General features: G+C 61.1%; 14 protein-coding genes. 8 read left to right on the forward strand and 6 right to left on the reverse strand.

Features of this window, described 5'->3' with window-relative positions; translation table 11 throughout:
• Positions 1–77 precede the first annotated feature (77 nt).
• Together aroQ and AB3G88_RS24565 are read left to right on the forward strand one after the other, a co-directional pair.
• Positions 78–527, forward strand: a complete 450-nt coding sequence (gene aroQ / locus AB3G88_RS24560) for a type II 3-dehydroquinate dehydratase (protein WP_099584720.1) — start codon at positions 78–80, stop codon at positions 525–527.
• A complete protein-coding gene (locus AB3G88_RS24565) occupies positions 524–1372 on the forward strand; it encodes a shikimate dehydrogenase (RefSeq protein WP_480452049.1) in 849 nt (282 codons plus the stop codon). The genes aroQ and AB3G88_RS24565 overlap by 4 nt, the downstream gene beginning before the upstream one ends.
• Before the next feature lie 126 nt (positions 1373–1498).
• Here AB3G88_RS24565 and AB3G88_RS24570 read toward each other — a convergent pair whose 3' ends face one another.
• Together AB3G88_RS24570 and quiC are read right to left on the reverse strand one after the other, a co-directional pair.
• Positions 1499–2164 (reverse strand): TetR/AcrR family transcriptional regulator, encoded by a 666-nt coding sequence (locus AB3G88_RS24570; protein ID WP_112196814.1) that lies wholly within the window; start codon positions 2162–2164, stop codon positions 1499–1501.
• Positions 2165–2244: 80 nt separating this feature from the next.
• Entirely contained in the window at positions 2245–4146 is a 1902-nt protein-coding gene (gene quiC / locus AB3G88_RS24575; RefSeq protein ID WP_099584717.1) for a 3-dehydroshikimate dehydratase QuiC, read from the reverse strand.
• A 223-nt stretch (positions 4147–4369) separates the two neighbouring features.
• Here quiC and AB3G88_RS24580 point away from each other — a divergent pair, with 223 nt between their 5' ends.
• Complete coding sequence (locus AB3G88_RS24580) at positions 4370–5704, forward strand: MFS transporter (RefSeq protein WP_112196816.1); 1335 nt, start codon at positions 4370–4372, stop codon at positions 5702–5704.
• 13 nt (positions 5705–5717) lie between these two features.
• On the opposite strand, the gene AB3G88_RS24585 is transcribed toward AB3G88_RS24580, so the two are convergent.
• The gene (locus AB3G88_RS24585; protein WP_158877848.1) at positions 5718–6596 is read right to left on the reverse strand and encodes a DMT family transporter; all 879 of its coding nucleotides are present in this window, start codon (positions 6594–6596) and stop codon (positions 5718–5720) included.
• A 198-nt stretch (positions 6597–6794) separates the two neighbouring features.
• Here AB3G88_RS24585 and AB3G88_RS24590 point away from each other — a divergent pair, with 198 nt between their 5' ends.
• From AB3G88_RS24590 to AB3G88_RS24600, 3 genes are read left to right on the forward strand one after another with little or no spacing between them, the layout of a single operon-like run.
• On the forward strand, positions 6795–7208 hold the full coding sequence (locus tag AB3G88_RS24590) for a hypothetical protein (protein WP_480452052.1): 414 nt from the start codon (positions 6795–6797) through the stop codon (positions 7206–7208).
• Between the two features lie 57 nt (positions 7209–7265).
• Positions 7266–8153 carry a KPN_02809 family neutral zinc metallopeptidase gene (gene ypfJ / locus AB3G88_RS24595; RefSeq protein ID WP_099584713.1) on the forward strand — a complete coding sequence of 296 codons (888 nt, stop codon included), beginning with the start codon at positions 7266–7268 and terminating at the stop codon, positions 8151–8153.
• Positions 8154–9128, forward strand: coding sequence for an alpha/beta hydrolase (locus tag AB3G88_RS24600; RefSeq protein ID WP_480452054.1), 975 nt, complete (start codon positions 8154–8156; stop codon positions 9126–9128).
• Here the strand turns inward: AB3G88_RS24600 and AB3G88_RS24605 are convergent.
• From AB3G88_RS24605 to AB3G88_RS24615, 3 genes are read right to left on the reverse strand one after another with little or no spacing between them, the layout of a single operon-like run.
• Positions 9118–9747: an HAD family hydrolase gene (locus AB3G88_RS24605; RefSeq protein WP_158877846.1), complete on the reverse strand. Its 630-nt coding sequence runs from the start codon at positions 9745–9747 to the stop codon at positions 9118–9120. The genes AB3G88_RS24600 and AB3G88_RS24605 overlap by 11 nt on opposite strands.
• Positions 9744–10613, reverse strand: a complete 870-nt coding sequence (tesB, locus tag AB3G88_RS24610) for an acyl-CoA thioesterase II (protein WP_099584710.1) — start codon at positions 10611–10613, stop codon at positions 9744–9746. The genes AB3G88_RS24605 and tesB overlap by 4 nt, the downstream gene beginning before the upstream one ends.
• Positions 10614–10650: 37 nt before the next feature.
• Positions 10651–11220 (reverse strand): GNAT family N-acetyltransferase, encoded by a 570-nt coding sequence (locus AB3G88_RS24615; RefSeq protein ID WP_112196822.1) that lies wholly within the window; start codon positions 11218–11220, stop codon positions 10651–10653.
• 76 nt (positions 11221–11296) lie between these two features.
• On the opposite strand from AB3G88_RS24615, the gene AB3G88_RS24620 reads away from it, so the two are divergent.
• Both AB3G88_RS24620 and AB3G88_RS24625 read left to right on the forward strand, forming a co-directional pair.
• The gene (locus tag AB3G88_RS24620) at positions 11297–12217 is read left to right on the forward strand and encodes a histone deacetylase family protein (RefSeq protein ID WP_480452057.1); all 921 of its coding nucleotides are present in this window, start codon (positions 11297–11299) and stop codon (positions 12215–12217) included.
• A 171-nt stretch (positions 12218–12388) separates the two neighbouring features.
• Entirely contained in the window at positions 12389–13615 is a 1227-nt protein-coding gene (locus tag AB3G88_RS24625) for a TIGR03862 family flavoprotein (protein ID WP_480452059.1), read from the forward strand.
• The last annotated feature ends 64 nt before the right edge of the window (positions 13616–13679 follow it).

A 13679-nucleotide genomic window follows, 5' to 3' on the forward strand; every position in this document is an offset into this window, starting at 1 on the left:
GTTGCCATCAATTGACCAAATTAACTAACCAGTACATTTTATCCACACAACGAACAAGAACTGTGGAGATACCCCCAATGCCGCCTATCGTGCTGGTGCTCAACGGCCCCAACCTCAACCTGCTCGGCACCCGCGAGCCTGCCACCTATGGCCACGAAACCCTGGCCGACGTCGCCGCCCTGTGCGGACGCAGCGCGGACAAGCTCGGGCTGAAAATCGAATTTCGCCAGACCAACCACGAAGGCGAACTGCTGGACTGGATCCACAGCGCCCGTAATCGTTGCGCCGGTATCGTGATCAACCCGGCGGCCTGGACCCACACCTCGGTGGCGATTCGTGACGCGCTGGTGGCCAGTGAAGTGCCAGTGATCGAAGTGCATTTATCCAACGTGCATGCCCGTGAAGCGTTTCGTCATCACTCCTTTGTGTCGCCCATCGCCAAAGCGGTGCTCGCCGGGTTTGGCAGCCACGGCTATCACCTGGCACTGGAGCACTTCAGCCAGTTGCTGAAAGGATCGGCTCAATGAAACCGCGCATCCTCGCTGGCCTGATCGGCGCCGGTATCCAGGCTTCCCGCACCCCCGCCCTGCATGAGCAGGAAGGCGACGCCCAAGGGCTGCGGTACTTGTATCGCCTGATTGACCTTGAGCCCCTGCACCTGGACATCAACGCCCTGCCCGATCTGCTGGAGGCTGCCGAGTTGATGCACTTTACCGGGCTGAACATTACCTACCCGTGCAAGCAGGCGATCCTACCGTTGCTCGATGAACTGTCCGACGAAGCCAGGGGCATCGGCGCGGTGAATACGGTGGTGTTCAAGAACGGCAAACGCATTGGCCACAACACCGATTGCCTGGGCTTCGCCGAAGGTTTCCGGCGCAACCTGAATGATGTACCGCGCCAGCGCGTGGTGCAGATGGGCGCCGGTGGTGCGGGCGCCGCGGTAGCGCATGCGTTATTGGCAGAAGGTGTGGAGCACTTGAGTATTTTCGACGTAGACGTCAGCCGCGCCCGTGACCTTGTGGATAACCTCGCCCAGCGTTTCGGCAACGGCCGTGCACAAGTGGGTCAGGATTTGGAAAACGCGATGGCCGAGGCCGATGGCCTGGTCAACACCACGCCGATGGGCATGGCCAAACTGCCCGGCACTCCCGTACCTGCGGCACTGCTGAGAGCCGAACTATGGGTGGCTGAAATCGTGTATTTCCCGCTGGAAACCGAACTGCTGCGCGATGCCCGCGCCTTGGGTTGCCGCACGCTGGATGGCGGCAACATGGCGGTGTTTCAGGCGGTGAAGGCGTTTGAGTTGTTCAGTGGCGAGGTGGCGGATGCACAGCGGATGCTGGCGCACTTCAAGAGCATGAATACCTGAAATGTGGGAGGGGGCTTGCCCCCGATGGCCATTGGTATCCATACAACTCTCAAAGGCTTACACATAACATTGTGGTGAGCGGGCTTGTTTGCCCTCCTACATTGGAATGCATCCCAATCGGGTCACTCAAGCCTGCAGATACCGCAACACCGACTCACAGATCATCTCGCGATGGCGCTGTTTAACCACGTCATCCGACAGTTCGATCTGAAAAATCTCACTGAACGTATGGCGGTTGGACACCCGGTAAAAGCTGAATGAATTGATCAGCAAGTGCACATCCAGTGGTTCCAGGCCCTCACGGAACAGGCCCATTTCCGCGCCCCGACGCAGGGTCGCGCCCAACCCCTCAAGGATCTTGCTGTTCATCGCCTTGATCGTGTCGGTGCGTTTCACGTACTCGGCATTGTGGATATTTTCGATGCTGACGATCCGCACAAAGTCCACGTTCTGATCGTGGTGATCAAAGGTGAACTCCACCAGCCGACGAATCGCCTCTCGCGGCTCCAGCTCGGTCAGGTTCATGCGCGTTTCGGTGTTGCGGATATCGCCGTAAAGCTTCTCCAACACCTCGACGTACAACTGCTCCTTACTGCCGAAGTAGTAATAGATCATGCGTTTGGAGGTGTGGATGCGCTCGGCGATGGCGTCCACGCGCGCGCCGGACAGGCCCTGTTGGACAAACTCCACAATGGCTTCCTGAAGGATGTTTTCGCGGGTCTTTTCCGGGTTGTTCTTACGACTCTTGCGCGGTGCGGCTTGCACCTCGGGGAGTTCGGGACTTGAGGTCATGGTGCGCTCACGGCCATTTTTATTGTGCAGGCCGCGATTATGGGCCCCGGTGCTCCCCGAAGGAAGCACCCGACAACCCCTTATAAACGTGCCTGGCGCACCGCACCGCTGCGGGACTTGGCCATTGCCGCCAGACGCACCGCCACGTTGGCCGCGCCGTAGCCGGCATAGCCATTCTTGCGCTGGATGATCTCGAAGAAAAACCGCCCCTCGAAGGGTTCGGTGTACACATGAAACAACTCACCGCCCTGGGCGTCGCGGTCGTACAACACGTTGTAGTACGCCAGCTCGCTGAGGAACTCGTCGTCGAAATCGAAACGTGCGGCCAGGTCGTCGTAGTAGTTGAGCGGAATATCCAGCAGCGGCACGCCGGCCTCTTTGGCACGACGCACTTCGGCGAAAATATCCGCACAGTCGAAGGCAATGTGGTGCACGCCGGAGCCCCGATAGCTCGATAGCGCGTGGGAAATCGCGGTATTGCGGTTTTCGGAGATGTTCAGCGGCAGGCGGATCGAGCTGCAACGGCTGCGCAAGGCGCGGCTTTTGACCAGGCCGTAAGGGTCGGGCAGCACCACTTCGTCATCGGCTTCAAAGTCCAGCAGGCTCTTGTAGAACAGCACCCAACTGTCGAGGCTGTCGGCCGGCAGGGCCATGGCCATATGGTCGATGCGCAGCAAACCGCCGGCGTCGGTCGAGGCAGTTTGCAGGTTGAAGTCGGTGTCATACAGCCCGCCTTCGCTTGGGTCCACCAGGTAGATCAGGCTGCCATCCGGTGCACGCACGGCCGCCAGTTCCAGCTCGTTGGGGCCGACCAGGCCGCGATAGGGTTGGCCTTTATAGGCGACCGCTCGCTCCAGGGCCTTGGCGCTGTCCTTGACCCGGATCGCCGTGGCGCACAAGGACGGACCATGGGCTTCGAAAAAATTATGGGCGAAGGAATAAGGTTCGCAGTTGAGGATCAGGTTGATATCACCCTGACGCAGCAGGCTCACGCTCTTGGAGCGGTGCTGCCCGGCCTTGACGAACCCCAGGCGTTCCAGCCAGTTCGTCAGCTTGGCGCCGAGGTTTTCATCCACGGCAAATTCGAGGAACTCAATGCCGTCATACTCACTCGCCGCCGGGGTTTCGAAGAGGATATCGACCGGTGTGGCAGGCGCTTCTTCGGCCAGGCGCTGGCGGGTTTTCTCTTCCAGGTACAGCAGCGAACGCAGGCCATCGGCGGCATTGGCACGGGTTGGCGCAGCGCGGAAACCATCATTGAAAATTTCCAGCGACAACGGCCCGGTATAGCCACTCTTGATGATCGGTGCCAGAAAGCCCGCCAGATCAAACTCGCCCTGGCCGGGGAAACAACGGAAATGCCGGCTCCACTCCAACACGTCCATGGCCAGGATCGGCGCGTCGGCCATTTGCACGAAGAAGATCTTGTCGCCGGGGATCTCGGCAATGGCACTTGGGTCGCCCTTGAGCGACAGGGTATGGAAGCTGTCGAGCAACACGCCGAGGCTTGGGTGATCGACCTGACGCACCAGGTTCCACACGTGTTGCCAGGTGTTCACGTGCTTGCCCCAGGCCAGCGCTTCATAACCGATGCGCAAGCCACGACGGCCGGCATGTTCGGCCAGCAGGCTCAGGTCATCGAGCAAAATCTGTTGATCGCCGACGCAATCGGCCGAGGCATTGCTGCACACCAGCACCAAGTCGGTGCCCAGTTCCTGCATCAGGTCGAATTTGCGCTCGGCCCGCTCCAGGTTGCGCGCCAGGCGGTCGCGGCGGCAGCCTTCAAAGTCACGAAAAGGCTGGAACAAGGTGATGGCAATGCCGAGGTCCGCGCACATCTGCCTAACTTCACGGGGGCTGCCGTCGTAATACAACAGGTCGTTCTCGAAGATCTCAACCCCGTCGAACCCGGCGGCGGCAATGGCTTCGAGTTTTTCCGGCAGGGTGCCGCTCAATGAAACGGTGGCAATGGAACGTTGCATGGACGACTCCCGGCAATTGTTGTTTGTGGCAAATTATTCGCCCCCAGCCTACACGCAGCAATTAAAATGTACGAACCGGTTAGTTTTTGGTGCGATTATCGAACACTAAGCCTCTTTGGCGAATTGACGATTTTTTAGCCGCTGCGCACCATCGATCCCGCTACAAACGTTTACAAAAGACCCAGAACACACCATAAAAATTTCAAAAAACGGGTACAACCACATGCCTTCGCAAAACTCCGCCCTGGCCTCGCGCCCCGGCACCCCGCACGCCGGCATCGGCGACAAGATCCGCGGCGCCATGGCCGTCGGTAAAACCCGCTGGGGCATGTTGGCCCTGGTGTTCTTCGCCACCACCCTCAATTACATCGACCGCGCCGCCCTCGGTGTCATGCAACCGATCCTCGCCAAAGAGATGAGCTGGACGGCGATGGACTACGCCAACATCAACTTCTGGTTCCAGGTGGGCTACGCAATTGGCTTTGTGTTGCAAGGCCGCTTGATCGACAAAGTCGGCGTGAAGCGCGTGTTCTTCTGCGCGGTACTGCTCTGGAGCCTGGCCACCGGCGCCCACGGCCTGGCGACCTCGGCCGTCGGCTTTATGGTCTGCCGTTTTATCCTCGGGCTGACCGAAGCCGCCAACTACCCGGCTTGCGTCAAGACCACGCGGTTGTGGTTCCCTGCGGGTGAACGTGCAGTGGCCACCGGGATCTTCAACGCCGGCACCAACGTGGGCGCCATGATGACGCCGATGCTGCTGCCGCTGATCCTGCATGTGTGGGGCTGGCAGGCTGCCTTCCTGTGCATGGCGTCGCTGGGCGCGATCTGGCTGGTGTTCTGGGGTTTGAAGTACTACAACCCGGAAGATCATCCGAGCGTTAAACAATCCGAATTGGACTACGTGCAACGGGAAGTCGAGCCGCAACAGCCTGGCGTACCGTTCAGCCGCATCCTGCGCATGCGCGGCACCTGGGCTTTTGCGATTGCCTACGCGCTGACCGCGCCGGTGTTCTGGTTCTACCTGTATTGGCTGCCGCCGTTTTTGAACCAGCAATACAACCTGGGCATCAACGTGACCCAGATGGGCATCCCGCTGATCATCATCTACCTGACCGCCGACTTCGGCAGCGTGGGCGGGGGCATCCTGTCGTCATTCCTGATCGGCCGCGGGATGAACTCGATCAAGGCGCGGTTGCTGTCGATGCTGCTGTTTGCATGCTGCATCGTCGGCGTGATCATGGCGGCCGGTTCCAGCGAGTTGTGGGTCGCGGTATTTGCCATCTCCCTGGCCATCGGCGCGCACCAGGCCTGGACCGCGAATATCTGGAGCCTGGTGATGGACTACACGCCCAAGCACATGATGAGCACCGTGTTCGGCTTCGGCGGCATGTGCGCGGCCATCGGCGGCATGTTCATGACCCAGATCGTCGGCCATATCCTCACCGTGACCAACAACAACTACACCGTGTTGTTCACCTTGATCCCGGCGATGTACTTCATTGCGCTGACCTGGATGTACTTCATGGCGCCGCGCAGGATTCCTACCGTAGACGTCTGAGCCATCCCCTGACCTATCGACGCCGCTGCTGCCAGGCAGCGGCCAACCCGCTCATGCAGATCACCCCGATACCGACCACCGTGGTCATATCGGGGGTATGACTGAACACCAGCCAACCCAACAACCCCGCAAACACGATCTGGCAATAGCCGAATGGCGCCAGCAAGGCCGGCGCCGCAAAGCGGAACGCCTGGGTCAGCATCAGGTGCGCGGTCATCCCGCACGTGCCCAGCGCCAGCATCATCACCCCGTGCCACAGCGTCGGGATCTGCCAGAAGAACGGCACCATTGCGCTCATCACCAAGGTATTGCACAGCCCGGCGAAGAAATTGCTGGTGGTCGGTGTGTCGTACTGGCTGAGGATGCGGGTGAGCAACTGGTAGAAGCAGAAAAACAGCGCCGAGCACAGCGGCAGCAACACCGCCGGGGTGAAGAGTTCACCGCCGGGATGGATGATCACCAGCACGCCGACAAACCCGCAGATCACTGCCAGCCACTGGCCACGCGTGACGTGCTCACCCAGCAGCGGCAACGACAGCGCGGTTACCAGGATCGGCGCCAGGAAGTTCACCGCCGTGGCTTCCGCCAATGGGATGTAATGCAGCGCCGAGGTAAAAAACAGGCTGGTGCCCAATAGGCACAGGGCCCGTACCATCTGCATGCCGGGCCGCTTGCTGCGCAGCACGCGCAGCCCCGATTGCGGCAGGAAAATCCCGGCCATCAACAAGGTGTGCACCACGTAGCGCGCCCACACCACCATCACAATCGGGTAGAACCCGGCCAGGTATTTGGACAAGGCGTCGTGGCTGGAGAACAGGAACGTCGCCGCCACAATCAGCACAATGCCTTTGAAGGGATGGTTGACGCCGGACAGCGGGGTACTGACAGTCATGGAATTCTCTTGCGTGGCGGACGGAACACCGAGCACTGAACGAAATAGCGCTCAACCCGGTAATCTAGCAGCCGGGTCGGAGTCTGCCCCAAGAGCATAACCAAACACCGGGCGAACAGCGCACTAAATCATGGGAATCGAGTCCAACCCTGCACGTTCGCCCCCGTGCTGCACACTTTTCAACCAAGGCCTGCTGCTATGAAAATAACCCTCTTTACTCTTTCCACCCTTGCCCTGCTCACCGCCTGCAACCAACAAGCCCAGGACGCACCTAAACCCGCACCCGCCTCCGTGCAGGCCACCCTGGTGCCGGAGACGCCACCGACCGACAAATGGGTCGGCAAGTGGATCGGCGTCGAAGGCCTGAACCTGACCATCGCCAAGGACGACGCCATCGGCCGTGGTCACTACGTGCTCACCATGCAATACGGCCTGGATGCGGACGATTCCGGCACCTTCAAGGGTGAGGCCTCCGAAGACGGCATCGCTTTCACCCGCCCGGACGGCCCGCAATTGCTGCGTGCCGGCGACGGTGAAGCCACTGGTTTGAAATGGCTGGCAGATAAAAAAGACTGCCTGATCGTCGACACCGGCGAAGGGTATTGCCGCTAATACCGGCCATACTCAACCCACATCTTTGTAGGACCGTTCATCAAGAGGATTGCCCCCATGCTATGGAAAAAAGGCCGACGCAGCGACAACGTGGTGGATGCCCGCGATGACAGTGGCGGCGGCGGTGGCGGCATGCGCTTTGGCGGTGGCAAGGGCCTGAGTCTGACGGCGATTGTGCTGATCGTCGGCATTGGCTGGCTGACCGGCCAGGACCCGATGCAGATCCTCGGCCAATTGACCGGCCAGATGGAACAGGCACCGTCGGTCAGCACACAGTCGCGCCAGGCGCCACCGGCCAATGATGAACAGGCCGATTTCGTCCGCGCCGTGCTCGGCGATACCGAAGACACCTGGGGCCAGGTGTTCCAGGAAAACGGCCTGACCTACAAGAACCCGAAACTGATCCTGTTCCGTGGCCGGGTCAATTCCGCCTGTGGCGGTGCCACCTCGGCCAGCGGTCCGTTCTATTGCCCGGCGGACCAGCAGGTCTATCTGGACCTGGATTTCTTCCGGGAAATGTCCCAACGCTTCCAGGCCGCCGGCGATTTCGCCCAGGCCTACGTGATCGCCCACGAAGTTGGGCACCATGTGCAGACGTTGCTCGGGATTTCCTCGAAGATCCAGGCCGCACGCCAACAGGGCCGGCAGATGCAAGGCGACGGTGGCTTGCTCGTGCGCCAGGAACTGCAAGCCGACTGTTTTGCCGGCGTGTGGGCCAACCGTGCGCAAAAACGCCTGAACTGGCTGGAACCCGGCGACATTGAAGAAGCCCTGAACGCCGCCAACGCCATCGGCGATGACCGTTTGCAGCAACAGGGTCAGGGCCGCGTGGTGCCGGACTCGTTTACCCACGGCACCTCGGCGCAGCGGGTTCGCTGGTTCAAGACGGGCTTCGCCCAGGGCCAGATCACACAGTGCGACACCTTCACCGCCAAGAGCCTTTAAATGAATAAACGATTGGGTTTGCTGCTGGGTCTAGTCGTGTCGTGCTCCGCCCTGGCGGCGGAACACGGCGTCAAAATCGTCAGCCCCGATCGTTTCCACCTGGACGCCGGCGACCTCAGCCTCGGCGTAAGCCAGGACTGGCGCCAGCCGCTGCCCAACGTGTCCCGCGTGTTGATCATCGTGCATGGCCGGCTGCGCAATGCGCAGACCTACCTGCAAAGTGGTGTCGATGCCGCCGAGCATGCAGGTGTGGGCGCGAACACGCTGGTGATTGCGCCGCAGTTTCTGAATGCTTCTGATGTGAAGCGCAACCATTTGGACGGGCAAGTCCTGCGCTGGAATGACAACGACTGGATGGCCGGCGAGCCTTCCACCGGTCCCGGCCAGGTCAGCTCGTACGGCGCCCTCGACCAGATCATCAAGCACCTGGGCAACCGCACACTGTTTCCGGCCTTGAAGGACATCGTCGTCGCCGGCCATTCCGGCGGTGGCCAAGTGGTGCAGCGCTTCGCCCTCACGGGCCATGATCACCCCGCCCTGCAAAAGGAAGGTATCCGCCTGCGGTATGTGGTGGCCAATCCTTCGTCCTACGCCTACTTCAGCCCGCAGCGGCCAGTGCCGTTCGACACCGCCAACTGCCCCGGTTTCAACGACTGGAAATACGGTCTGCAACACCTGCCGGCTTATGCCAAGGGCCAGAGCGCCGAACAGCTGGAACAGGCCTATGTGTCACGGGACATCACCTACCTGCTGGGCCAGCAAGACACCGACCCGAACCACCCGGCGCTGGATAAAAGCTGTGAGGCCGAGACGCAGGGCGCGTATCGACTGATACGTGGGCACAACTATTTTGACTACCTCAAGCAACGGCATCCGCAGTTGCGCCAGACGCTGGTAGAAGTGCCAGGGGTGGGGCATAACGGGGATGGGATGTTTACGTCGCCCGAGGGGCAAAAGGTGTTGTTTACTCAGTAATACCTGAAGAAACTGGCTCAAAATGTCTGGACTGGATCATTTGCCGCAAGACCGCGCAATCCTGCGCATGCCAATCCGCCAACTCCGGCCACGGGTTCTCCGGCAGGTTAACCAATACCGTCTTGGTCCCCGCCGCCCGACCGCAATCCAGGTCGAAGCGATAATCCCCCACCATCACCATCGCGCTCGGCGACACATCCCAGGCTGCCGCCAGCTTCAGCAGGCCGCCTGGATCCGGCTTGGGTGGCGCGTCATCACGGCCCAGCACATCTTCAATGGCAAAACAGTCCGCCAGGCCAATCGCTTGCAGCGTCACATGAGCCAGCTCTTGGGCATTACGGGTCAGGATGCCCAGGCGATAACCGCGCCCGGCCAACTCACGCACCAGCTCCACCGCGCCTTCAGCGGCGACCGAACCCAGCGCCAACTCGCGCTCGTGCTCCAGCAACCACGCATGTTTGGCCGCCGCGATATCCGCCGGCAACGCCGCCAGGTGCGTGAGGATGTCGTCCTCGGGCGGGATTTCCAGTGCCACGCGAATGGCCGCAAAGTCATGCACGGCCACGGTGAGGGTGCCGTCCATGTCGAACACCCAGTGCTTAACGTTGCTCAGGCTCATGCCCAGTCCTTGCGATGGCGGATCAAGCCTTCCTGGGTCACCGAGGCCACCAGTTGCCCGGCGCGGTTGTACACGCTGCCACGGGAGAACCCACGGGAATTGCCGGCCCAAGGGCTGTCCATGGCGTAGAGCAACCAGTCGTCGGCACGCAGGTCGGCGTGGAACCACAGCGCGTGGTCAAGGCTGGCGACCTGCATGTCTTTCTGCCACACAGTCTTGCCATGGGGCAGCAGCGAAGTGGTCAGCAGGCCGAAGTCCGAAGCGTAGGCCAGCAGGTATTTATGCAGCGCCGGTGTGTCGGCCAAAGCACCGTCGGCACGAAACCATACGTACTTGACCGGATCGGACGGCTGCGGGTTGAACGGGTCTTTTTCGGTGACCGGGCGCACTTCAATCGGCTTGGGGCACAGCAGCTTCTCGCGCATGTGCTCGGGGATCAGGTGCGCGCGCTGCTGGGTCAGCTCCAGTTCCGAGGGCAGGTTCTCCGGGCCGACCACCACGGGCATGGTGGTCTGGTGCTCGAAGCCTTCTTCGTCGTACTGGAACGAGGTGGTGCAGGTGAAAATCGGATGGCCCTTCTGGATCGCGGTCACGCGGCGCGTGCTGAAACTGCCGCCATCACGCACCCGGTCGACCGAATACACCACCGGCAATGCGGCATCGCCGGGGCGCAGGAAATAACCGTGCAGGGAATGCACGTGGCGCGCTTCTTCAACGGTCTGGCTGGCGGCCGACAGCGACTGGCCGAGCACCTGGCCGCCGAACAGTTGGCGAAAACCCAGGTCCTGGCTGCGGCCGCGAAAGAGGTTTTCCTCGATCGGCTCCAGGGTCAGCAGGTTCACCAGATCTTCCAATACTTGGCTCATAGAGCAACTCCTACAATCTATGGGGCATTCCGGGCTGCTATCCGTGCAGCGTGTCCAACCATTGGGCGCGGGTGATGCGGTACAAAACATGTGGGCGCAGCGGGTCATCGGCTGCGACCTTGGGGTGTTCAAAATCGGCCTGGGGATCGTAATGCATACCGATGGCCTGCATGACTTTTTGTGATGGCAGATTGGCTTCGGTGGTGAAGGCGACGATTTCATCCAATTGCAAACGGTCGAACCCACAGCGCAGCGCGGTCCACGCCGCCTCGCTGGCATAACCCAGGCCCCAATGCTCACGGGCCAGGCGCCAGCCGATTTCCACTGCTGGGGTAAACCCCGCGTCAAAGCCGACATGCTGCAGCCCGGTCAGGCCGATGAAGGCGCCGGTATCTTTGCGTTGCAACGCCCAGAAACCAAAGCCGTACTCGGCAAAATGGCCGCGAATCCGCCCGATCAGCGCGGCGCTTTCCAGATGGCTCAGCCTGGCCGGGAAATAGCGCATCACCTGCGGGTCAGCGCACATGCGCGCAAAGTCCGGCAGGTCCGTGTCGCGCCATTGGCGCATCACCAGGCGTGCACTTTCCAATTCGAGTATCGGCTCCATGGGTCCCCTCCCCTTGCCATGTGCGTGAGTGTACAGCGCTGGTAAGATCCTTCGCAGGTTCCCGTCAGAAAATCCCATGCCTTTGCCATTGATCTACCACGATGACTACAGCCCTGAGTTCCCGGCGGACCACCGGTTCCCCATGGATAAATTCCGCCTGTTGCGCGACCACCTGGTGTCCACTGGGCTGACCGAAGACAGCCTGTTGCTGCGCCCCGAGCTATGCCCACCGGAGATCCTGGCCCTGGCCCATGAACCTGGGTATATCGAACGCTACATGAGCGGCGAATTGTCCCGCGAAGATCAACGTCGCCTCGGCCTGCCCTGGAGTGAAGACCTGGCCCGGCGCACGGTGCGGGCGGTAGGCGGTTCGATCCTGGCGGCGGAGCAAGCGCTGGAGCACGGCCTCGCCTGTCACCTGGCAGGCGGCACCCACCACGCCCATTACGACTATCCGGCGGGCTTTTGCATCTTCAATGACCTCGCGGTGATCAGCCATTACCTGCTGGCCAGCGGTCGAGTGAACCGCGTATTGATCTTCGACTGCGACGTTCACCAGGGCGATGGCACCGCACGCATCCTGCATGACACGCCGGATGCCATCACCGTGTCGTTGCACTGCGAAAAGAACTTCCCGGCGCGCAAGGCCCAGAGCGACTGGGACATCCCGCTGCCCATGGGCACGGGCGATGCCGACTACCTGCGCGTAGTCGACGACGCCCTCAATTACCTGCTGCCGCTCTACCAGCCCGACCTGGTGCTCTACGACGCTGGCGTCGATGTGCATAAGGATGACGCCCTCGGTTACCTCAAGCTGACAGACGAAGGCGTAGCCGCCCGCGATGAAAGCGTGATGCGCCACTGCCTGGGCCGGGACATACCGGTAATGGGCGTGATCGGCGGCGGCTACAGCAAAGACCGCCCGGCCCTCGCCCGCCGCCACGGCATCCTGCATCACAGTGCACAACGGGTGTGGACGTCATCAGGTTGTCATTGAGTGGTGGGTGTTACCCACAATGGCTGTGGAGCGGCCTGTGGATAACTTGAGCGTAAGCGGCTGAAAGCCAGAAGCCACAAGGCCTGTAGGAAAGTGTACGTTTTTTGATCAGGCAGTTAGGCCGACGTCGGGTAGAATGCTCGGCCTATTCACGTCACCGTAGCCCTGCCCATGCCTCAGACCGTACCTCACCACGTCACCATTATCGGCGGCGGCCCTGCCGGGCTGATGGCCGCCGAAGTCTTGAGTCAAGCCGGGGTGCGCGTAGATCTGTACGACGGCATGCCGTCCGTGGGGCGAAAATTCCTGCTGGCGGGTGTGGGCGGTATGAACATCACCCACTCCGAGGCTTACCCGGCCTTCCTTTCGCGCTACGCCGAACGTGCACCGCAGATGGCGCCGTTGCTGCGTGGGTTTGGTGCCGACGGCTTGTGCGAATGGATTCATGGCCTGGGTATCGAGACCTTTGTCGGTACCTCCGGCCGGGTGTTTCCTACAGACATGAAAGCTGCTCCCCTGCTGCGTGCCTGGCTCAAGCGCCTGCGCGAACAAGGCGTGGTTATCCACACCCGGCATCGCTGGACCGGCTGGAATGCCGAGGGCGATTTACTTATCCACAGCCCGGAAGGTGAGAAGGTTGTCCACAACGACGCCGTGCTGTTGGCCCTTGGCGGCGGCAGCTGGTCGCGGCTGGGTTCCGACGGTGCGTGGCTCAATTTGCTGGAAGACAAAGGTGTGCCTTACGTGGCACTGCAGCCGAGCAACTGCGGCTTTGATGTGTCGGCCTGGAGCGAATTACTGGTCAGCAAATTCGCGGGCGCCCCGTTGAAAAACGTCGCCATTGGGCTGGGGGATGACAAACCCCGGCTCGGCGAATGTGTGATCACCGCCACCGGTATCGAGGGCAGCCTGATCTATGCGCTGTCGGCGCCGATCCGCGAGGCGATCAACCGCGGTGGCTCAGCCACGGTGCATATCGATCTGCTGCCGAGCAAGCCACTGGATAAGGTGCAGGCGGCGCTGGCCAAGCCACGCGGTTCACGCTCTATGAGCAAACATTTGCACAGTCAGTTGGGGCTGGATGGGGTCAAGGCGGCGCTGTTGCGTGAGTTGGCGCCAGCCGATCACTTCAATGATCCGGCGCAACTGGCGGTGGATATCAAGGCCTTGCCGTTGAGGCTGGTGAAGACGCGGCCCATTGATGAAGCCATCAGCACCGCAGGCGGCGTGCCGTTTGAGGCGTTGGATGAGCGACTGATGCTCAAGCAATTGCCGGGGGTGTTTTGTGCGGGGGAGATGCTGGATTGGGAAGCGCCGACGGGCGGGTATTTGCTGACGGGGTGTTTTGCCAGTGGCAGAGCGGCTGGGCGGGGGGTTTTGGAGTGGCTTGAGCGCTGAGATTTTTGCTTAGTTCAAAGCCGCCATCGGGGGCAAGCCCCCTCCCACATTGGAATGCTGTCAA

Source organism: Pseudomonas arvensis (assembly GCF_056688935.1).